The organism is Kribbella sp. DT2 (genome assembly GCF_049844575.1).
Taxonomy (GTDB): Bacteria; Actinomycetota; Actinomycetes; order Propionibacteriales; family Kribbellaceae; genus Kribbella.
This window is the reverse complement of record NZ_JBNCLH010000006.1, coordinates 587,811-606,073: the sequence shown is the minus strand read 5'-3', so window position 1 is coordinate 606,073 and position 18,263 is coordinate 587,811. Positions and strand designations below refer to the sequence as shown.

At 70.2% G+C, this 18,263-nt stretch carries 24 protein-coding genes; 8 read left to right on the top strand and 16 right to left on the bottom strand.

Going from position 1 to position 18,263, the window contains the following annotated elements:
* Positions 1-4: 4 nt before the first annotated feature.
* Positions 5-787 carry an alpha/beta fold hydrolase gene (locus tag ACLQ2O_RS27495; RefSeq protein WP_425836452.1) on the bottom strand — a complete coding sequence of 261 codons (783 nt, stop codon included), beginning with the start codon at positions 785-787 and terminating at the stop codon, positions 5-7.
* Positions 788-830: 43 nt separating this feature from the next.
* Here ACLQ2O_RS27495 and ACLQ2O_RS27490 point away from each other — a divergent pair, with 43 nt between their 5' ends.
* Complete coding sequence (locus tag ACLQ2O_RS27490; RefSeq protein WP_425836450.1) at positions 831-1,481, top strand: SDR family oxidoreductase; 651 nt, start codon at positions 831-833, stop codon at positions 1,479-1,481.
* Between the two features lie 76 nt (positions 1,482-1,557).
* The gene (locus tag ACLQ2O_RS27485) at positions 1,558-2,043 is read left to right on the top strand and encodes an OsmC family protein (protein ID WP_425836448.1); all 486 of its coding nucleotides are present in this window, start codon (positions 1,558-1,560) and stop codon (positions 2,041-2,043) included.
* On the opposite strand, the gene ACLQ2O_RS27480 is transcribed toward ACLQ2O_RS27485, so the two are convergent.
* Genes ACLQ2O_RS27480 through ACLQ2O_RS27470 form a run of 3 tightly spaced genes read right to left on the bottom strand, consistent with a single transcriptional unit; the run spans position 2,003 to position 3,631 of the window.
* Entirely contained in the window at positions 2,003-2,314 is a 312-nt protein-coding gene (locus ACLQ2O_RS27480; RefSeq protein WP_425836445.1) for a MazG nucleotide pyrophosphohydrolase domain-containing protein, read from the bottom strand. The two genes, ACLQ2O_RS27485 and ACLQ2O_RS27480, sit on opposite strands and share 41 nt — an antisense overlap.
* A 10-nt stretch (positions 2,315-2,324) precedes the next feature.
* The gene (locus ACLQ2O_RS27475; RefSeq protein WP_425836442.1) at positions 2,325-3,176 is read right to left on the bottom strand and encodes a hypothetical protein; all 852 of its coding nucleotides are present in this window, start codon (positions 3,174-3,176) and stop codon (positions 2,325-2,327) included.
* A complete protein-coding gene (locus ACLQ2O_RS27470) occupies positions 3,173-3,631 on the bottom strand; it encodes an Lrp/AsnC family transcriptional regulator (protein WP_425836439.1) in 459 nt (152 codons plus the stop codon). The genes ACLQ2O_RS27475 and ACLQ2O_RS27470 overlap by 4 nt, the downstream gene beginning before the upstream one ends.
* A 94-nt stretch (positions 3,632-3,725) precedes the next feature.
* Between ACLQ2O_RS27470 and ACLQ2O_RS27465 the strand changes: the two genes are divergently transcribed.
* Together ACLQ2O_RS27465 and ACLQ2O_RS27460 are read left to right on the top strand one after the other, a co-directional pair.
* Complete coding sequence (locus ACLQ2O_RS27465; RefSeq protein WP_425836437.1) at positions 3,726-4,568, top strand: LLM class flavin-dependent oxidoreductase; 843 nt, start codon at positions 3,726-3,728, stop codon at positions 4,566-4,568.
* Positions 4,565-4,987, top strand: a complete 423-nt coding sequence (locus ACLQ2O_RS27460; RefSeq protein ID WP_425836434.1) for a nucleoside deaminase — start codon at positions 4,565-4,567, stop codon at positions 4,985-4,987. The genes ACLQ2O_RS27465 and ACLQ2O_RS27460 overlap by 4 nt, the downstream gene beginning before the upstream one ends.
* 46 nt (positions 4,988-5,033) lie before the next feature.
* On the opposite strand, the gene ACLQ2O_RS27455 is transcribed toward ACLQ2O_RS27460, so the two are convergent.
* The 3 genes from ACLQ2O_RS27455 to ACLQ2O_RS27445 all read right to left on the bottom strand — a co-directional run bounded on the left by ACLQ2O_RS27455 (position 5,034) and on the right by ACLQ2O_RS27445 (position 8,216).
* Complete coding sequence (locus ACLQ2O_RS27455; RefSeq protein WP_425836431.1) at positions 5,034-5,957, bottom strand: LppU/SCO3897 family protein; 924 nt, start codon at positions 5,955-5,957, stop codon at positions 5,034-5,036.
* Between the two features lie 150 nt (positions 5,958-6,107).
* The gene (locus ACLQ2O_RS27450) at positions 6,108-7,055 is read right to left on the bottom strand and encodes a helix-turn-helix transcriptional regulator (RefSeq protein ID WP_425836429.1); all 948 of its coding nucleotides are present in this window, start codon (positions 7,053-7,055) and stop codon (positions 6,108-6,110) included.
* A gap of 42 nt (positions 7,056-7,097) precedes the next feature.
* A complete protein-coding gene (locus ACLQ2O_RS27445; protein ID WP_425836426.1) occupies positions 7,098-8,216 on the bottom strand; it encodes a winged helix DNA-binding domain-containing protein in 1,119 nt (372 codons plus the stop codon).
* Between the two features lie 81 nt (positions 8,217-8,297).
* Between ACLQ2O_RS27445 and ACLQ2O_RS27440 the strand changes: the two genes are divergently transcribed.
* The 3 genes from ACLQ2O_RS27440 to ACLQ2O_RS27430 are packed head-to-tail and all read left to right on the top strand — an operon-like array spanning position 8,298 to position 10,094.
* On the top strand, positions 8,298-8,777 hold the full coding sequence (locus tag ACLQ2O_RS27440) for a VOC family protein (protein WP_425836423.1): 480 nt from the start codon (positions 8,298-8,300) through the stop codon (positions 8,775-8,777).
* A gap of 4 nt (positions 8,778-8,781) precedes the next feature.
* Positions 8,782-9,555, top strand: a complete 774-nt coding sequence (locus tag ACLQ2O_RS27435) for a MerR family transcriptional regulator (protein ID WP_425836420.1) — start codon at positions 8,782-8,784, stop codon at positions 9,553-9,555.
* Positions 9,546-10,094: a hypothetical protein gene (locus ACLQ2O_RS27430; protein WP_425836417.1), complete on the top strand. Its 549-nt coding sequence runs from the start codon at positions 9,546-9,548 to the stop codon at positions 10,092-10,094. The genes ACLQ2O_RS27435 and ACLQ2O_RS27430 overlap by 10 nt, the downstream gene beginning before the upstream one ends.
* A gap of 83 nt (positions 10,095-10,177) precedes the next feature.
* Here ACLQ2O_RS27430 and ACLQ2O_RS27425 read toward each other — a convergent pair whose 3' ends face one another.
* Positions 10,178-10,552 (bottom strand): hypothetical protein, encoded by a 375-nt coding sequence (locus ACLQ2O_RS27425; RefSeq protein WP_425836414.1) that lies wholly within the window; start codon positions 10,550-10,552, stop codon positions 10,178-10,180.
* 53 nt (positions 10,553-10,605) lie between these two features.
* Between ACLQ2O_RS27425 and ACLQ2O_RS27420 the strand changes: the two genes are divergently transcribed.
* A complete protein-coding gene (locus tag ACLQ2O_RS27420) occupies positions 10,606-11,214 on the top strand; it encodes a TetR/AcrR family transcriptional regulator (protein ID WP_425836412.1) in 609 nt (202 codons plus the stop codon).
* Between the two features lie 24 nt (positions 11,215-11,238).
* On the opposite strand, the gene ACLQ2O_RS27415 is transcribed toward ACLQ2O_RS27420, so the two are convergent.
* The 8 genes from ACLQ2O_RS27415 to ACLQ2O_RS27380 form a co-directional block, all read right to left on the bottom strand.
* Positions 11,239-13,302 (bottom strand): GMC family oxidoreductase, encoded by a 2,064-nt coding sequence (locus tag ACLQ2O_RS27415; protein WP_425836410.1) that lies wholly within the window; start codon positions 13,300-13,302, stop codon positions 11,239-11,241.
* A gap of 10 nt (positions 13,303-13,312) precedes the next feature.
* A complete protein-coding gene (locus ACLQ2O_RS27410) occupies positions 13,313-14,023 on the bottom strand; it encodes a VOC family protein (protein ID WP_425836407.1) in 711 nt (236 codons plus the stop codon).
* 99 nt (positions 14,024-14,122) lie between these two features.
* Entirely contained in the window at positions 14,123-14,449 is a 327-nt protein-coding gene (locus tag ACLQ2O_RS27405) for a hypothetical protein (protein ID WP_425836404.1), read from the bottom strand.
* Between the two features lie 91 nt (positions 14,450-14,540).
* Positions 14,541-15,683 carry a glycosyltransferase gene (locus ACLQ2O_RS27400; RefSeq protein WP_425836402.1) on the bottom strand — a complete coding sequence of 381 codons (1,143 nt, stop codon included), beginning with the start codon at positions 15,681-15,683 and terminating at the stop codon, positions 14,541-14,543.
* Position 15,684: 1 nt separating this feature from the next.
* Positions 15,685-16,368 (bottom strand): Type 1 glutamine amidotransferase-like domain-containing protein, encoded by a 684-nt coding sequence (locus tag ACLQ2O_RS27395; RefSeq protein WP_425836399.1) that lies wholly within the window; start codon positions 16,366-16,368, stop codon positions 15,685-15,687.
* Between the two features lie 44 nt (positions 16,369-16,412).
* Positions 16,413-16,961 carry a GNAT family N-acetyltransferase gene (locus ACLQ2O_RS27390; protein ID WP_425836396.1) on the bottom strand — a complete coding sequence of 183 codons (549 nt, stop codon included), beginning with the start codon at positions 16,959-16,961 and terminating at the stop codon, positions 16,413-16,415.
* Positions 16,962-17,033: 72 nt separating this feature from the next.
* A complete protein-coding gene (locus ACLQ2O_RS27385; RefSeq protein ID WP_425836529.1) occupies positions 17,034-17,234 on the bottom strand; it encodes a phosphotransferase in 201 nt (66 codons plus the stop codon).
* Between the two features lie 129 nt (positions 17,235-17,363).
* Entirely contained in the window at positions 17,364-18,167 is an 804-nt protein-coding gene (locus ACLQ2O_RS27380) for an inositol monophosphatase family protein (protein ID WP_425836393.1), read from the bottom strand.
* Positions 18,168-18,263: the final 96 nt, after the last annotated feature.

Genomic DNA, 18,263 nt, shown 5'->3' with positions numbered 1-18,263 from the left:
CGCCTCAGAGCGCGGCGAGGAAGTCGGTGACCAGCGGGCTCGCCGTACGACGGAACTCGTGGAAGTACGCGTGCCGAGCCCCCGGCAGCAGCTCGGCCCGGGCGTTCGGGATCCGGTCGGCGAGCACCTGCGCGTTGGCCGCCGGGCTGAAGACGTCGTCCGTCCCGTGCAGGACGAGCGTCGGCGCCTGGATCGTGTCGAGGCCGTCCCAGGCGTCGTGGTTGTTGCTGGCGACCAGATGCCGTCCTTTCGCGTACGCCGGCATGGCGGTGTCTCCGAGAACGGGGTAGGGACCGGGGTTTCGCGCGGCCCACTCCGGCGTGTACATCAGGTCGATCAGCACCGCGTCGCGCTCGACCTGGTCCCGCACCGAGAGCGCTCTGCGGATCTCCTGGCTCCGCTCGAACCCGTGGGACCGGCCCGGCGACGTACATCCGAGAACCAGTCCTCGGACCCGCTCCGGGTGCAGGATCGCCAGCCACTGCGCGACCCGTCCACCCATCGACGTCCCGTACACGTCGACCCGGTCCAGCCCGAGGTCGTCCAGCACGGCGACGGCGTCCTCCGCGAAGCCTGGTGTGCTGTAGATCTCGTCGGGCTTGTCGCTGTCACCGGTGCCGCGGTAGTCCAGCGTGATCGTGGTCCGGCCGAAGTCGGCGCGGACCGGATCCCACCAGTGGTGGTTGTTCGACTGGCCCGCGAGCAGCAGCAGCGCGGATCGGTTGCCCGAGGCTCCTTCCTGGACCTGGTACGCGATCCGGCACCCGTCGACAGCGTTCGCGAACATGGGAACAGTCTGCCGTTCTGGGGTGAAGGGTTAGGCTCCAGGTATGCGAGTCGTCATTGCGGGTGGACACGGACAGATCGCGTTGCGCTTGACCAAGCTCCTCGCCGGCGGCGGGCACCAGGTCGTCGGCCTGGTCCGCAACCCGGCGCACGAGGCGGACGTCGCCGCGGCCGGCGGCGAGATCGCGCTGCTGGATCTCGAGCAGGCCGACGTCGACGCGGTGGCGAAGGTGCTGACCGGCGCGGACGTCGCGATCTTCGCGGCCGGTGCCGGATCGGGCAGCGGGAACGCACGCAAGGACACCGTCGACCGCGGCGCGGCCGCCCTGTTCGCGGAGGCCTCCGAGCGAGCCGGCGTCCGGCGGCACGTGCAGGTCGGATCGATGGGCGTCGACAAGATCGCCGAGCTGGACCCCGAGGAGGGGTTCACGATCTACCTGAAGGCGAAGCTGGCCGCCGAGGACGACCTGCGGGCGCGTGACCTCGACTGGACCGTCCTGCGGCCCGGGCACCTCACCGACGACGCCGGCACCGACCGGGTGCTGCTCGCGGACCACACCGGGAACGGCAAGATCACCCGCGACGACGTCGCCGCCGTACTGGCGGGTCTGTGCGAGACCCCGGCCGCGATCGGCCGGACGCTCGAGCTGATCGCCGGCGAGACCTCCGTCGCCGACGCGCTGCGCCGGCTCTGAACCTGTCGCCGGCGGTACCCCCGCCGCCGGCCTGCCTCTGACGTTGCCACTGGCAACAGATTGCGATTGTCTCTCGATGGGCGACGACACCCTCCGGCAGATCCACTTCGAGCGGACCGAGAACAGCAAGTACGTCGTACGCAACCAGCGCGGCGGCTCGCTGGTGGTCGGCTCCGGCGGCCCGGACGACACCGACTTCACCCCGGTCGAGCTGCTGCTCGCCGCGATCGGCGCCTGCTCGGCGATCGACGTCGACGTGGTCACCAGCCGCCGCGCCGAACCGACCGACTTCCGCGCGGTGGTGAGCGGTGACAAGGTCCGCGACGCCGAGGAAGGCAACCGGTTGGAGAACCTCAAGGTCGAGTTCACCATCACGTTCCCCGAGGGCGAGGACGGCGACAAGGCCCGCGTCGCGCTGCCGCGCGCGGTCAAGATGTCCCACGACCGCCTGTGCACGGTCAGCCGCACGGTCGAGGTCGGTACGCCGGTCGCCGTCGACCTCAACGACGGCGAAGTGACGATCAGCTCAGATGCTCGTCCAGCTGATCCATCGTCCGGCTGAACGCACTCTGCAGGTCGACGTCGTACGCGTCGGCCAGCACGAGCACCGACCACAGGCAGTCGGCCAGCTCGTGCGCGAACGCCTCGTCCAGGTCGTCGCGGGGGCGCACGCCCTCCTTGCCCTGGACGAGCTTCGCGAGATCCCCGACGTCGCCGAGGAACCCGAGCATCAGCTCCTCCCGGCTCCACTCCCGCCCGTAGCGGGCCGTCTCCATCGCGGCGTACTTTCCGCGCACCTCACGGGCCCGCGTGACCAGCTCCGAGAACTCCATCCGGCGGACGTTACCGCGCGAGAGTGTGACGCTGCAGGTGCCAACCGGCCGTCCGGGTCGCCCGCAGGATCTCAGCGACCGTGCGCACCTTCCTGGGCGTCGCCCAGGACTGGGACGGCTTGTGGAGCGCCCATCCTGATCCAAGGGTGATCGCCGCGTGCTGCACCGCCCGCTCAGCGGTTCGCCACACCAGCACAGTCCCCGGTACGGCGTCGCGCCCGCCGCGCGTGGTCGACTCGTCGAGCCACCGGTCGAACGGCTCGCGCTGCATCCACTCCGATTCGGCGCCCTCGATCCCGGCCGCGGCCATCACCGTGCCGAAGCAGTTGGGCCCACTGCCGTCCGGGAACGTCCCGGCCAGCTCACGAGCGCGGGGGAGCAGCTCCTCGACACCGCGCCACACGTCCGCCGGGACCTCGCCGTGCCGACTCACCGCGACGTACTCGCTCACCAGCCGCGGCAGCACGTCGACCGGATGGCTCAGCAGCGACTTCCACCAGACGAACCGATGCCCGTCGGCCTGCCCGCGGATCTCGTCCCCGAGCACGCCGCGCCACGCCCGCACAGTCGGTACGGCGCCCCGCTCGTGCACCACCTGCGCTCGCACGAGCCCGGCCCGGACCTTCTTCGGAAACGCCGAGAACGCGCTCTCCGACAACCACGAGCAGCGCAGCCGCCCGTCCACGGCGTACGAGAGGTAGGTGTCGCGCAGCTGCCGGTCCGGCTCCTCGTCGGACAACGGCAGCTCCCACTCGGCCGCCTGCCGTGCGGTCACGTAGAACGGCTGACGGTCAGGCGCCAGCCACTCCACCCAGCGATCGAGCAGCTCGTCGGAGACCGCGATCCCGGCGACCTCGGTCATGGCGCCGCCGGGGGAGCGACGGGCCCGCGGTACGGCAGGGTCTCGGTGTAGACCAGGTTCGTCGTCGTCGAGCCGAACTCGGTGAGCTCGTTCACCAGCTGCTCGAGGTGCGCCATCGACCCGGCCGCGACCTTCAGCAGGTAGCAGTCGTCGCCGGTGGTCCGCAGGCACTCCAGGATCTCGTCCCGTTCCTTCAGCAGCTGGTGCAACGGTCCGTGCTTGTTGCCGGGGTACTTCAGCCGGATCACCGCCAGTACGGCGTACCCGGTCTTCGGCAGGTCGAGCTGCGCCCGGTACCCGCTGATCACCCCGGTCGACTCCAGCCGCTTGACCCGTTCGGTGGTCGCGGAGGCGCTCAGGTTCACCCGCCGGCCCAGCTCGGTCAGCGGCATCCGCCCGTCGCGCTGCAGCTCGCCGAGGATCGCCCAGTCGGTCAGATCGAGATCCACGGTCATCGCGCCAACATACCGGCGGATCCACGGCCCGGCAGCCGGTTTTCCGCGAGGAATCCGTTCAGCGGCACCCCTCGGGCTGGATAGCCTGATCAGCATGCAACTCGGTGTGAACGTCCCCAACTTCGGTCCCGGCGCGACCCCGGACCGGCTGCTCGCCTGGGCCCGGACCGTCGAAGGCCTCGGCTACGACCTGCTGCTGATGTCCGACCACGTCACGATCACGCCCGACGTCGCCGAGCAGTACCCGGCACCGTTCTACGACCCGTTCACGACGCTGGCCTGGCTGGCGGGGCAGACCGGCACGATCAAGCTCGGGACGGCGGTGCTGATCGCGCCGTACCGGCACCCGCTGCTGGTCGCGCGGATGGCCGCGAACCTGCACCAGCTCAGCGGCGGCCGCTTCGTGCTCGGTGTCGGTGTCGGCTGGGCGGCCCAGGAGTTCGAGGCTCTCGGCCAGGACTTCAGGCGCCGCGGGCAACAGACCGACGAGCTGCTCGACACCCTCCGGACCGTCTGGCAGGACACCGACGACTACGGCAGCAACGACATCCCGATCTGGGTCGGCGGCGTGACCGACGCGGGCCTGCGGCGAGCGATCCGGTACGGCGCCGCGTGGCACCCGCTGCGGCAGACGATGGGCTGGATGCGTGACGCCGTCCCGCGGTTGCGGGCGAAGGCCGACGAGCTGGGCCGGCCGGACCCGGGCTTCGTGCCGCGGATCCTGCTGCGGCTCACCGACGGCCCGCAGCCCGAGGAGACCCGGCACGCGGGCGAGGGCTCGATCGACCAGATCCTCGGCGACCTCGACGAACTGCGCCTGCTCGGTGCCGAGACCGTCGTCCTGGATCCCTTCGTCGGCGACCCCGCCGAGACCGAGCACCCCGAGATCGCCTGGCAGGCCCTGGCGACCGTGAAGGCAGGAATGGAGAAACCGTGACCCCCGACGAACTGCTGCGCCGCGCGATCGCGCTGTCGGCGGCGGCGATCGAGAGCGGCAACCCGCCGTTCGGATCGCTGCTGGCCGATGCCGACGGCAACGTCCTGGCCGAGGACCACAACACCTCGGTGACGGACAACGACATCACCGCCCACCCGGAGCTGAAGCTCGCGCTCTGGGCGTCCCGCAACCTCACGCCCGAGGTCGCCGGGCAGACGACGCTGTACACGAGCTGCCAGCCGTGCGGGATGTGCGGCGGCGCGCTCGAACGCTCCGGGCTCGGCCGCGTCGTCTACGCGATGAGCGGCGACCAGGTCAACGCGCTCAAGCCCGGCGGCGGCTTCCCGCCGGTCCCGGCGGAAGGGCCGGTGCTGCCGGACGAGGCGAGCGCGGTCGCGGCGGCGTACTACCAGCACTGAGAAATGCCAGAGGGGCCCGGCTTTCGAGCCGGGCCCCTCTGTCAGGTCAGTTGGGGCCGAGGCAGAGCGTGTAGCCGGTCGAGCCGCGCTTCTCGGTGTAGGTCACGGTCGCCTCCGGGTACAGGTCGCAGGTGCTGGACACCGACGAGCTGACCCGGCCGAGCACCTTGAACTCGGCGTCGGCCGAGCTGCAGTCGACGACCTTGACGTCCGGGTCGCTGGTCGTGCCCGCGTTCTGCACGCAGTCGCCGGCCTCGGCCTCGGACGACGTCGTGGTCGCGATGTTGCCGATCACGATCGCGGCGATCACCGCGATCGGCAGCAGCAGGCCGAGGATCTGGGGCCGCCGGAACAGCGGTTTGCCCGGATCCATCGGCCGGCCCGGCGCGCCCGGCACCGGGTCGGGCAGCGCCTGGAACTTCTTCCACGGGCCGATGTTCGACAGCATCGTGAACGGGTTGATGATCGCCGAGCCGATGCCCCACCAGCCCTGCCACAGGCTCTTCGCGGTCATGTCGCGCACGGTCGCGGTGCCGCAGGTCTTGCAGAACGGGCCCTCCAGACGGAGGAAGCGCATCACGATCAGCAGACCCATGTGCCCGCGCACGGTCGCCTGCACGGCCGGAACCGCGCCGCAGAAGCGGCACTGCAGCGCGCCCATCGGCGCCATGTTCGGCTGGAAGTGCGGCTGCTGGCCCTGATCGAACTGGCCCTGGTCGAACTGCTGGCCCTGCTGGTCGAACTGCGGCTGCCCGTACGGCGCCTGGTGCGGCGGCGGGCCCTGGTACTCGTGCGGCTGCTCGGTGAACTGGCCCGGCTGCCCGGGCGTCGGCTGCCCCGGCGGGACCGTGTCCGGCTGGGGTTGTCCCGGCTGTCCGGCGTACTGGGGGAACTGCTCCTGCGGGGGGCCGTAGCCTCCGGGCTGGCCGGGGAACGGGTTGTGGGGCGGTTGAGGGGGAGTCGTGGTCACGAAGACATCCTGTTGCTCGCTCGGACAGTTCTGGGACAGCTGGACCTTACTCACCACTGACGGTCAACACCGCCCCCGCGGTTCCATCGGTTACCAAACCTTTTCCCCAGCTCCACCACCGGTCACCGGCCGGCTTCGAACCGTGTCCGGTCAGCCGGTGTAGCGGCTCACCAGCTCCGCGCCCAGCCGGGCCAGCTCGGCCTGCACCGACGCCGGCTCAAGCACCTCGATCGACCCGCCCCAGCCGGCCAGGTGCTGCGCGATCATCAACGGCGTCGGCGCGGTGATCCGCGTCCGCACCCAGCCGTCGCCGGGGGAGTCGAGCACCTCGCAGTGCCGCCCGAGCCGGTCCTGCATCACCCACAGGTGCCGCTCCTGGACCAGCACGGTCGCCGCGAGCAGCGACCGGTTCAGCTCCATCTCCTCGACCACCTTCGCCCACGCGGCCGACAGGTCGAAGTCGTCCGGCCGCTCGGCGGGCTCCTCGGTGATCGTTGCCTTCAGCACCCGATCGACGCGGAACGTCCGCTGCCCCTTGGCGGTGCCCGCGATCAGGTACCAGACGTCGTCCTTGTCGATCAGTCCCAGCGGCGACACCAGCCGCTCCGACGGCTCCGCGCCCCGGCGGCCGCCGTACAGGAGCCGCACCTTCAGCCGCCGTACGACGGCATGCTGCAGATCGTTGACGAGGACCGGCCGGGCCTTGTCGTTCTCGCCCCAGCCGGCGGGATCGATCACGACCGCCTCGGCGGCCGCCTCCGCGTCACCGCGGAACGTCTCCGGGAGAGCGCGCACCAGCTTTCTCAGCGCGGCCTTGGCGTCGGGCGCGATCGCGGCCGCCGGCCCGACGAGCAGGAACAACGCCTGCGCCTCGGTCGCGGTCAGCCCACTCAGGTCGGTCCGCGATCCGCCGAGCAGCGACCAGCCGCCGTTGCGACCGCGCTCGGGGTAGACCGGGATCCCAGCGGTGGAGAGCGCTTCGAGATCACGCCGCGCGGTCGCCACGGAGATCTCCAGCTCCGACGCGAGCTCGGCCGCCGTCACCCGGCCCCGGGCCTGCATCAGCAACAGGGTCGCCACCAGCCGATCAGCGCGCATACCTGCCAGTGTCGCAGGCTAAGTGCTCAACGGCTGAGCACTTTACTTCGCCGGCAGCACCCGGGTGTCGACCGCCGGGAGGTGCTTCCACCAGTAGTCGTAGCGGCGGTAGACCCGCGGATCGCGCTCTCGCACCATCGCGAACAGGTCCCGCGCCTCACCCTTCAGCGCCTTCCACACCCCGGCCGGCAGCTTGCGGAACGCGGTCGCCTCGATCCCGTCCTCGACCGGCCGCCACACTCCAGCGACATACCCGTCGACCAGCAGCGTCGGCAGCAGGTCGCCGTTGGTCCGCGTGATCACCCGCTTGTACTCGGCCGGTACGACGCGCGCTCGGTCGTCGTACGCGAGCAGGACGCTGTCCCACATCGCCATCAACCGCGGCGGCACCGGCAGGTCCTCGTCGGGCCGGGCTCCACCTGGTACGTCGTACAGGACCTGCCCGCCGGGCCCCTCGAGCTCCTCCAGGTCGAGCGCCGCGACGGCCGTCTTCACGCGGCTGCGCTGGAGCTTGATGAACTGCGCGATGTCGGCGATCGACGCCGGCCCGAAGCCCTCCAGGTACCGCCGGGTCAGCACTTCGAGCCCACGCTCCGGATCAGCCGGTACGCCGGGCGCCGCGACGAACGCGGGCCGGTGCCCGAACGACCACGGCCCACCGGTCGGTGCGTGCAGCAACGGCGCGACCGCGCGCATCGCCCACCACAGCTCCGTCGCGCCCATGCCGAGCCGCTGGTCGAGCCACGCCTCGAAGTCCGCACCGCTGCGCGGCTCCGACGCGTACGCCGCCAGCTCCACCGCGACCGCGTGCGCCTCGTCCCGCGTCAAACCGCCGGCCGCGAACGCCGCCTCGAACCGGGGCCCGGCCATCATCGGCAGGATCGCCGCCCGGAAGTCCAGGTGCTCATCGGTGTGTACCGCGTGCAGCGTTCCCCGCATCAGCGTCGCCTTCACCACGGTCCCGGCCGCGAACGCCGCGTCCAGCGCGTGCGGGTCGAACCCGACGACGCGGTTGAACAGCCCGACGTACGGCGAGGCCGGGTGCTGCGCCTGCACTGCCACCATCCGCCGTACGGCGTCCTCGACCCCGAGCGGCTCCCGCTCCACCAGCAGTTGCCGTACCAGGGACGCCCTGTTCAACGCCCGCGCCGTCATCGTCATCCGCAGATTCCACCACGTGCCCGGGCCGCGGCGAAGACACCGCTTGACCCTGACGCGGCGTCAGGCTGGAACGTCGTGGGCATGAACTACACCAGCCCAGTCCCTCTGCCCGGACCCGACGCGGTCGCGCCGGAGGTCTACCGCACCATCTACCCGATGCCGATGTTCACGATCGTGCCGACCGAGGACCTGGAGGCGTCCAAGGACTTCTGGGTCCGCGGGCTCGGATTCATCGACCTGTTCACGATGCCCGGTCAGGTCACGCACCTGCGCCGGTGGGCGTTCCAGGACGTGCTGCTCGTGCCCGGTGAGCAGCCGGCCGCGGCGCCTGGTTTCGCGACGAGCTTCTCGTGCGTGCTGTACCAGATCGAGGAGATCGCGCAGCGCTGCGAGGAGCTGGCCCCGGGGTGCACGACCGGCCCTGAGGTCAAGCTGTGGAACTCGCTCGAGCTGACCGTGATCACGCCCGAGAACTCCCGCGTGGTGATGACGGCCGCCCGGCAGCACGACGAGCGGAGCCTCGAAAATCTGCGCGCGATGGGCATCGGCGTACCAGACTGACCCCATGACGGACAGCCTCACCATCGGTGGAGCGGCGTCGCTGGTCGGGATCAGCGTGCGCACGCTCCACCACTGGGACGCGATCGGACTGGTCGTACCGAGCGGGCGGACGACGGCCGGGTACCGCGTGTACTCCGACGCCGACATCGCCCGGATCCACCGCGTCCTGGTCTACCGCGAGCTCGGCATCGCGCTCGCCGACATCGCGGCCGTCCTCGACGACCCGTCCGCGGACCCGCAGGAGCACCTGCGCCGCCAGCGCGCCGAACTGACCGAGCAGATCGACCGCCTCCAGGGGATGCTGAAGGCGGTCGACCGCATGCTCGATGCCGACGGCAAGGGAATCCGGCTCACCCCCGAGCAGCAGTCGGAGATCTTCGGCGACTCCTGGCGCACCGAGTGGGTCGACGAGGCCGAACGCCGCTGGTCCGGCACGCCGCAGTGGACCCAGTACGCCGAACGCGCCGCAACCCGAACCACCGCCGACTGGCAGGACCTGGCGACCGAGTTCGAGTCCCTCAACACCGACCTGACCCACGCGTTCCGCACCGGCACCCAGCCCGGCTCCCCGGACGCCAACACCCTCGCCGAACGCCACCGAGCCACCATCTCCGAACAGTTCGACTGCACCCACTCGATGCAGGTCTGCCTCGCCCGCAACTTCACCCCCGAGTACTACGACCCGTTCGAGCCCGGCCTGACCGCCTGGTTCCAGGCCGTCGTCAACGCCAACGCCGCCACCCACGGCGTCGATCCGAAGACCGCCCGATGGGAATGACTTCTGTACGCCAGCAAGGGTTGCTGGGGGAGTGGCTCCCAGGAGCCGAGCTCGTCAAAGATCTCAGCTGGGGGCTTGTCGGTACGACCGTTCTGCTGCTGGAGCACAACGACGTCCGCTACATCGCGAAGGCCGGCGACGAGGACGACACCAACATCGCTCGCGAGCTCCGGGCTCACAGCGAGTGGCTTGGGCCGTGGACAGCTCGCGGTCTCGCGCCTCGGCTTGCCTATGCCGACGCGGACGCGAAGTTGCTGGTCACGCACTACCTGCCGGGCGGACTTGTGGAGGGCACTCCTGACGAGTTCCAGCCTGAGACCTACCGCCAGGCCGGCGTACTGCTGGCTCTGCTGCACGAGCAGTTGAGCGTCGAGGACGGGGAGTTCGAGCGGAGCGAGAACGAGAAGTCACTCGCCTGGCTTGCTGGACCACACCGGATCGCGCCCGAGCTGGTGACCCGCACTCGAGGCCGCCTTCCTCGACGGCTACGGACGCGACCCCCGCGACCCAGCCACCTGGCGCCGCAACCGCATCCGTGAAGCGATCGGTACGGCGTGCTGGGCCTACCGCGTCGGCAGCGAGGACTACGAGCAGCAAGGCCACCGCATGATCGCCGAAGCTCTCAGCGCCGAGCACTGAGCAGCAGTACGACGAACGCAACGGGCGCCACCGCCTGGTACCCGACCCACACCTCACCGCCCGCGCTGCTCCCTTGCCACGCAACCAGCACCCCGACGACCGCCGTAAGCACCCACCCGAGGTCGTAGGCAACCATCAACCGCGTGTACGTCGCCCGCGGCCGCAGGTTCACGTACCTGATCTCGACCCCTCCAGCCGCGAGCAGCACCAACCCCGCGACCACCATCAGCCAAGGCGGGACGCCGAGCACGCCACCTGCCCACCCGGCGCCGACCGCGAAGACAGCGCCGAGCACCACCTTGAACGCGCCGTCGGCAACGATCCCCGCCGACTCTCTCTTGACCGCGACATCCGCCACGAGCACCCCTTCCCATTCGATAATCTGATTACTAGAATAATCACACTATGCGAATGACGAGAGCCGAGACCAAGGACCGCAACCGCCGCGCCCTGCTCGACGCGGCCTTCGAGGTCGTCTCCCGCGACGGCTACCGCGCGAAGCTCGACGAGATCGCCGATCGCGCGGGCCTGACGACCGGCGCCGTCTACTCCCTGTTCGGCAGCAAGAGCGGCCTGGTCGTCGCGTTGGTCTCGGACTACCTCCGGCTGTACTACGAGGAGATCGAGCAGGCAGTCCCCGCCGACCTCGACCTCCTGGACGCGGTCGACGCCTTCGCCCGGCACTACCGCCGTACCTGCGACGCACCCGGCGCCCGGGCCACCCAGTCACTACAGCTGACCCTGCTCGACATGGCCCTGAACGATCCCGAGCTCGGCGCCCAGCTGGCGGAGTCGATCCGGGCCCAGGAGACCCACCTGGTCGACCTGCTCACCGGCCGGCCGTACGACGGCGGCAAGCTCACGCCGTACCAGGCCGAACGCCTGGTCACCGCACTGCGAGCACTCTTCGTCGGCCTGAGCCAGGGTGTGATGCTCGGGCTGACCCCGAGCGCCGACGAGCAGTACTTCGCCGACGCCGCCCGCGCGCTCGCAACCCTCGTCAACGAACCTGCGGACTGACCCCGCGGCGAAGGCTCGGCGCGATCAGCCGCCGGTCAGGTGCTCGACGATCCGGTAGGCGTTCGCGTACACGGTCAGCACCGGATTCACGCCCCCGTTCGTCACGTGCAGCGACGCATCACAGATGCGCAGGTTGTCGTGCCCCCATACCCGCCCCCACGGATCGGTCACCGACGTCGCCGGGTCGTCGCCCATGCGGCAGGTCCCCGCCTGGTGCTGCCCGCCGCTCGGCCCATGACCATCACCACGCATCCCCGGTACGACGACTTCCGCCCCCGCCGCCCGCAACCAGTCGGCCGCTCGATCCGTCAGGAAGTCCCAGGCCCGCAGGTCCTCGGCATGCGCCCCACCCGCCAGCGTCGCCACCGGTACGCCGAACCGATCCCGCACCGCACCATCGACCGTCACCCGCGATTCCCGGCTCGTCATCTCCTGGATCGGCCCCGCCAACCGCACCATCCGCCCCGGCAGGTCCCGCATCCCGGCCTTCGCCGCGGCACCGTGCAACGGGATCAACCCAGCCGCACTCAGGTAGCTCCAGGTGTTGGACGGCGTCGGCACGAACTCGTTCGCGATGATCCCGCCACCCACGACGCCCTCGTTGCCGAACCGGTAGTCCGCGGTCGCGATCGAAGCGCCCGGACCGATCAGCTCCTCGACCACCTCCCCGAAGATCCCGAGCGCCCCGCCGTACCGGTGGCCCTGCAGGTGCCGGCCTACTTGACCGGTGTTGTTGCCGACTCCATCAGGCTCTCGTGAAGATCCGCTGTTCAGCAGCAACCGCGCCGTCTCGATCGCCCCCGCCGCCAGCACGACCTCTTCACCGGCGACCTCGCACCGCCACACCACCCCGTCACGCTCACCGACAACAGCCACCCCGGTGACACGCCCGCCGGAGTCGACCAGCAACCGCTCGACCGTCGCGTGCAACATGATCGAGCAGCGCCCGGTCGCGAAGGCCCGCTGCAGCACGGTGTTGTGACTCCCGTTCTTGGCGTCCACCGGGCACGCGAACGCGATGCACATCGCGCACTGGGCGCACGCCGGCCGTCCCTGGTACGCCGTGGAGTTCACCAGCAACGGCACGGCCAGCGTCGACACCCCCATCCGCCGAGCGCCCGCGGCCAGCCGGTCCGCGGCGGTCCCGGCCGGCAACGGCTTCATCGGGTACGGACGCGACCGGGGCCCCGCGAACCGGCCGTCGTGGTCGTCACCGCTGACCCCGATCTCCCATTCGGCGCGTGCGTAGTACGGCTCCAACTCGTCGTACCCGAACGGCCAGTCGGCGAGCGCACTGCCGTCCGGTACGCCGTACCGGCTCGCCATCCGGAAGTCGTCCGGCGCGAACCGCCACGCCTGCGCGCCGTACACGCGGGTCCCGCCACCGGCCGTCGTCGCGTTGCCGTTCCACGCGGGATCACCGGGCCGGTGGATCGATCTCTCCCCGCCAAGCTCCAGAACCCGCGGGCTGACGCCGGGCGGACCCGTCACCGGGTCGAGATCGAGGGGCGCACGCGCACTGCGCAGGTGGTCCGTCGCCAGCGCCTCGACCTCCGGCCACCCGCCCGCCTCGATCACCAGCACGGTGCGACCCGCGGCCGCGAGACCAGCGGCCGCGACGCCACCACCGGCGCCCGAGCCGACCACGATCGCGTCGTACCTGGTCATCACCGTGCCGGGCTCGACGACGTTGCGCGGACCGGGTTGCTCGACCACCGGCCGCTCACCCGGCCACGGCCGCCAGCCGATCATCGACCACGACACCGCGCCGTCGTTGCCGCCGTTGCCCGGATCCGCGTAGAACCCCGCGTTGACGACCTTCGCGAACCACCCGTACGACGGATCGCCGGCCAGCGAGTCGAGCACCTCGACCCGCCGCGCACCGGGGAGCTGCTCGAACGACGACTGGAAGAGCACGAGTGCGGAGGCCTCGATCGTGTCCAGCACGGCCTGTACCGGCGAGGCCCAATCAGGCCGCTCGGCCAGCAACCGGTCGAGAAACCGCAGGCCACCCGCGGCGACTCCGGACGGGAAGTCGTCGGCGGGGATGATCGTGTCGACGACAGCGTCGAGCAGGGCGGTGTTCATCGGCGGACCGTCAGCCGGCCACAACCCGGAACTCGTTGCCGTCGGGATCGGTCAGCTCGTACCCACCCTCGACCTCGCCGACCAGCCTCGCACCAAACGCAGCCAGCCGGTCGGCCTCCGCGCGGGCGTCGCCACCGGCCGCGGGAGCGAGGTCCAGGTGCAGCCGGTTCCGGCCGAGCTTCTCGTTGTACGGCGGACCGCCCCACGAGATCTTCGAGCCGCCCTGCGGCGACTGGATCGCGGTCTCCTCGTCCTGGTCCCACACCAGCGGCCAGTCCAGCGCCTTGCTCCAGAAGTACCCGACCGCCTGCGACCCGTCGCTCGACAGCGCGCCGATGGTCGCCGTGTTCGCCAGGAAGTTGTTGCCCACCTCGATCACGCAGAACTCGTTGCCCTCCGGATCCTCCAGCACCACGTGAGGCTCGTCGAAGTCCGGGCCAACGTCGTGAGGCCGTCCACCGAGCTCGAGCGCGCGAGCGACCGTCGCCCGCTGCTCCTCGGGCGTCGCGCTGGTCAGATCGAAGTGCATCTGGTTGTGCCCCCACTTGTCGTTGGGGACCGGGAGGAAACGCAGCGGGAAGCCGAGCGCCTCCGCCGGCAGCAGCACCTTGCCACCACTCGGGTCGTCGGCGATCTCCAGCCGCAGCACGCCGGCCCAGAACCGCGCGAGCAGCTCGGGATCGTTCGCGTCGAAGCACAGCGCCTGCAACCGAGTCGTCATCCCGCCACGCTAGGCCGCCCCCATGCCACCCGCAACGCGATTACGTCCGCGGTACGTCGTACAGCAGTGGCGCCGGATCACCGAAAGACCTTACCCAGCTCAGTCCCAGTAGTTGAACAGCAATTCACCCAGGGTGGAAGGCTGCCAGTACGCGACGTCGTCCGCCGAGACCGCGGGCCAGTCCGCAACCTCGAACGGCCCGCCCAACGCGCTCCGAGTGAGAACTCTCGCTCCGGTCAGCTTCCGTAGCGCATCCGCCAGCTCAGCGTGATCCAGGAAGGTCAGCGGCCCGGACTCCCTGAAACCACCGGAGAAATCAACACCCCGCGGCTCGGCGATCGCCAGAACCCCCGTGTCGCGCGAGCAAACCACGGCCACCGTCCGGTCGCCGTACCGCACGACCGCCTGATGAAAGTTCGGCGTCACCCCGTCGACGATCCGAAACTCGACCAGCCTCCCGCCAGTACGCCGTACCGCCGCCTCACAACCACGCTGAAAGCCCCTCACATCCACCCGATCAACCTCGCACCCGCTCAACAAGCACATCCACGACAACCTCGGCGCCCGGCAACAACTCCGCTTCCTCCTGCAACACACGCGCCGCCGACCGGTACGCCGGGTTCGCCAGCACCTCTTCGACAGCGACCGCCACGTCCGCCGGGGAGACAGTCAAAGGATCAAGCACGCGCCCAACGCCAAGCACCTCGCAGCGATCCGCGTTCCACGACTGGTCGGCGCCCATCGGCAGCAGCACCAGTGGTACGCCGCACGCAAGGGCGGACACGACCGTCCCCGATCCCGCGTGCGACACAACGACGGAGGCCCGGGGAAGCAGCGCGCGCTGCGGGACGAACCGCTCGACGAGCACGTTGTCAGCGCGCCGCCCGAGCTCAGCCGGATCAATCTCCCGGCCGACCGTGACGACGACGTTCGCCTTCACCCTCTCCAACCCGGCCAGCACCCGCGTGAACAGATCACCGGACTCCTGGTGGAAGACCGTCCCGAGCGTGAAGTAGACCAGCGGCCGACCAGGCCGAGCAGCAAGCCACGCATCGACGGCGGGCTCGTCCGGACTCTCGCGCCCCTCGAGAACATCAGGCCTGATGCTCGGCGCCGTCGCAGGCAACGGTGCCGCACGGAACGACGGCATCACCGGCACGATGGTGAGAAACTCATCCAGCCCCGGCCCCACCCCGAGCTCAGCGCGCAGACAGTGCAGCGGTTCGTCCACCAGCCCCGGCGTGATCATCCCGCCCGCAGCAAGCACAGTGACCGACGCATGGGGGACACCCAGGCGCTGCGCGGCCACACCGGCGCCGAAGTCCACCTCGTCATGAACCACCACATCGGCTCCGAACTCCGCTCCGACCTTCACGATCCTCGGCGCGCGCTCCCGAGCAACCCGCCCGGCGAAGGCGTCACGGATGCCGTTGACCTCGGCGTCACGGTCCACTGCCACCAACGGGCCGCGGTAGGTCGCCGCCGTGAGCGTCGTACCGCCGCTCTCGACCGCGTCGAACTCGGCAGCACGCACGGTGTCGAGCATCGCCGGCTGGCAGGTGAACAGCACCTCGTGGCCCCGTACGGCGAGCGCCCGCGCGATCGGCAGCAGCGGCAGCACGTGGCCGTTGCCGCCGGTGAACGAGAACAGAGCGCGCATGTCAGCCGTTGAAGAGCTTCCAGTCGCCCTCGGAGACGACCTCGACGGTTCCGTCGACCACCTTGATCGCCGTGTTGTCGTCGATCGCGTACGTCGGCGCGGGGATCCCGGACGCCCACTTCTCGATGTTCGCCAACGAGGTGTCTTCCATGTCCGGGTGGTTGAGGTGCGGGTACAGCGTGAAGTCCACCAGCCCCAGCGACCTCTCGGCGGCCAGTGCCATCTCGTGCCCGTCGGGGACGAACTGCAGGTCGAACTCCGCGTCACAGTTGTACGGCGTCAGCGCGATCGAACCGGCGCTCACCCCGACGTACACGGAATCCAGGGACGGCAGGAGATCGGCCAGACCCGACTGGCGCAGCCAGTACGTCAGGTAGAGCACGTCGCCGCCCCAGACGAGCAGCGCGTCGGCCTCCTTGACCGCCGGCCTCCAGTTCTCCTCCCGGATGGTCGGCAGCGCGGTGAGCTCCAGCACGCCCAGCGACTTCCACCCCAGGTCGCAGACCCGGTTGGCCCTGCTCCCGGTCATCGCGTCCCACGCACTCGCCGCCCCGCCGGCGAACGGGTAGACCCCTGTCGGCACGAACAGCGCGGTGGACTCGGCGATCGGCTTGCCGAGCAACTCGACGAGCGCGTCGGAGATGGTCTGGTTGGCGATCCCCGACGACGTGAGAAGAAGTTTCATGCCGGCTCCTCAGGCTGGTTGCTCGAGCTCGCAGCCTCTCACGATCAGCCCTTCCACTCACGCCGGAGCAGCCCGTAGACCCACGAGTCGGAGACGTCGCCGTTCACGATGCAGTCCTCGCGCAGCGTCCCTTCGAGCACGAATCCGAGCTTCTCCAGCACCCGGGCGGACCCGCGGTTGCGGGTGTCGGCCTCGGCCTGGACACGATTCAGGTCCAGGTTGTCGAACGCCCACCCGAGAAGGGCGGCCCCGGCCTCCGTCGCGTACCCCTGGCCCCAGGAGGCCTCGGTGTAGCAGTAGCCCATCGACGCGCTGCGGAAGTCCGGGTTCCACTGGCTCACGGTGCACCACCCGATGAACCGGCCGTCGGAGACACGGTCCACGGCCAGCCGCGCCCCGGTGCCGTCGACCGCCATTTGCTTGCACGCGGCAATGAAACGCGCGGCGCGCGCGGGATCCGTCCACGGCGGCGAGTCCCAGTACTGCAGGACCGTCGCATCGCTGTTCAGCGCGTAAAGCTCGTCCGCGTCGGCGTCGTCGAAGGGACGCAGCCGAAGCCGATCGGTGGGCAGCGTAGGGGAGGGGAGCGTCATGGGCCCAAGCCAACACCGGTGGGGGACCACCCGCAACGCACTTTCCTGAAGCGGCGCACGCGGTCGAGGTCGCTAGCCGAAGGGACGGGCGATCACGTCGAGGCACCGCCGGACCTGCGCGGGCGACGCAGGGTTGCTCCAGCCGAGCTTCTCGAACTCCCAGTCGATGAAGCCGGCGACCGTCCCGTCGTGGACCAGGAGATTCTTCGGGCAGAAGTCGCCGTGCACCAGCGAGGTCGAAGGAGTCGCACGGCTCGACAGCTGTTGCCGCAGGAAGTCGGCACCACGCTCGACGACCGCGGCCTCCGCCGGCCCGACCGCTTCCTTGACTATGCCGAGTCGACGACCGAGCGAGGAGTAGTCACTATCCGCCCAGTCTCACCCACGTCCTCCAAGCCCGGCTCACGCGCTCGAACGGACCGCTCGGAGGTGGGGCTCGACCAGCGCGAGCACCCGGTCGTGAGTCTCCTGGTCGGCGGAGATCACCAGCCCCCGGTCCGTGTGGAGCGGGTTCCCGTCCAGGTCGCTGATCACGCACCCGGATGCCTCGCAGAGCGCGATCCCGGCAGCGAAGTGCAGGTTGTCCCGAAAGGCGCCGTCGGAGATGTACGCCGCACGCCGCCCGGCCGCGACCCAGGCGACACCGAGCGTGGAAGAGATGACCCGCGGACCGTACGCCGCCCGCAGCCGCGGGTCGCTCACGAGCTGGCCGCCGACGAACGGCCGGTCCAGCGGCCCGTCGCAGTTGATGTCGATGAGACCGGAGCGCGAGGTGGGTTGGAGCAGCTGATCGTCGTCCTTCCAGCGGCGGTAGGCAGCCGTGCCGTCGGTCCAGAAGAGTTCCCCAGCGACCGGATCGGCGACCGCCGCGGCCAGGGGAGTGGCACCGGCGAAGAGCGCGACGTTCACCGCGACGAGCGGTGTGCCGGCGGCGAAGTTCAACGTCCCGCACAGCGGATCGACGAACCATCGCCGTACGGCGGCATCATTCCCGACGCTGCCGAGCTCCTCGCCGGTACGGGCGTCGTCCGGTCGATGCTCGGTGAGGACCCCGACGATGGCCTTCTCGGTGTCGATATCGGTCTGGGTGGCGAAGTCGGTGGGCGACTTCGCGAAGCGGGTCGAGCTTCCGCCGTACGTGCTGGTCACTACGTCGGCACCGGCTGACGCCGCCTTGATCGCCACGTCCACATCGGTCGGTTTCACGCGCCAACCGTAGTGGGGAAGTGGTGGTGGAAACTCCGCCCGCACCGACCTCGGGGTGTTCTAGGGTCCGTGGTGACCTCACACGACGGGACGGCC

Coding starts and splice junctions, on each gene's coding strand:
- ACLQ2O_RS27420 (WP_425836412.1), top strand. CDS start 10,606: ATGACGAGAGCCGAGACCAAGGACCGCAACCGCCGCGCCCTGCTCGAC.
- ACLQ2O_RS27485 (WP_425836448.1), top strand. CDS start 1,558: ATGGGCGACGACACCCTCCGGCAGATCCACTTCGAGCGGACCGAGAAC.
- ACLQ2O_RS27440 (WP_425836423.1), top strand. CDS start 8,298: ATGAACTACACCAGCCCAGTCCCTCTGCCCGGACCCGACGCGGTCGCG.
- ACLQ2O_RS27400 (WP_425836402.1), bottom strand. CDS start 15,683: ATGCGCGCTCTGTTCTCGTTCACCGGCGGCAACGGCCACGTGCTGCCG.
- ACLQ2O_RS27465 (WP_425836437.1), top strand. CDS start 3,726: ATGCAACTCGGTGTGAACGTCCCCAACTTCGGTCCCGGCGCGACCCCG.
- ACLQ2O_RS27495 (WP_425836452.1), bottom strand. CDS start 787: ATGTTCGCGAACGCTGTCGACGGGTGCCGGATCGCGTACCAGGTCCAG.
- ACLQ2O_RS27480 (WP_425836445.1), bottom strand. CDS start 2,314: ATGGAGTTCTCGGAGCTGGTCACGCGGGCCCGTGAGGTGCGCGGAAAG.
- ACLQ2O_RS27435 (WP_425836420.1), top strand. CDS start 8,782: ATGACGGACAGCCTCACCATCGGTGGAGCGGCGTCGCTGGTCGGGATC.
- ACLQ2O_RS27415 (WP_425836410.1), bottom strand. CDS start 13,302: ATGAACACCGCCCTGCTCGACGCTGTCGTCGACACGATCATCCCCGCC.
- ACLQ2O_RS27450 (WP_425836429.1), bottom strand. CDS start 7,055: ATGCGCGCTGATCGGCTGGTGGCGACCCTGTTGCTGATGCAGGCCCGG.
- ACLQ2O_RS27430 (WP_425836417.1), top strand. CDS start 9,546: ATGGGAATGACTTCTGTACGCCAGCAAGGGTTGCTGGGGGAGTGGCTC.
- ACLQ2O_RS27475 (WP_425836442.1), bottom strand. CDS start 3,176: ATGACCGAGGTCGCCGGGATCGCGGTCTCCGACGAGCTGCTCGATCGC.
- ACLQ2O_RS27445 (WP_425836426.1), bottom strand. CDS start 8,216: ATGACGATGACGGCGCGGGCGTTGAACAGGGCGTCCCTGGTACGGCAA.
- ACLQ2O_RS27395 (WP_425836399.1), bottom strand. CDS start 16,368: ATGAAACTTCTTCTCACGTCGTCGGGGATCGCCAACCAGACCATCTCC.
- ACLQ2O_RS27490 (WP_425836450.1), top strand. CDS start 831: ATGCGAGTCGTCATTGCGGGTGGACACGGACAGATCGCGTTGCGCTTG.
- ACLQ2O_RS27470 (WP_425836439.1), bottom strand. CDS start 3,631: ATGACCGTGGATCTCGATCTGACCGACTGGGCGATCCTCGGCGAGCTG.
- ACLQ2O_RS27410 (WP_425836407.1), bottom strand. CDS start 14,023: ATGACGACTCGGTTGCAGGCGCTGTGCTTCGACGCGAACGATCCCGAG.
- ACLQ2O_RS27390 (WP_425836396.1), bottom strand. CDS start 16,961: ATGACGCTCCCCTCCCCTACGCTGCCCACCGATCGGCTTCGGCTGCGT.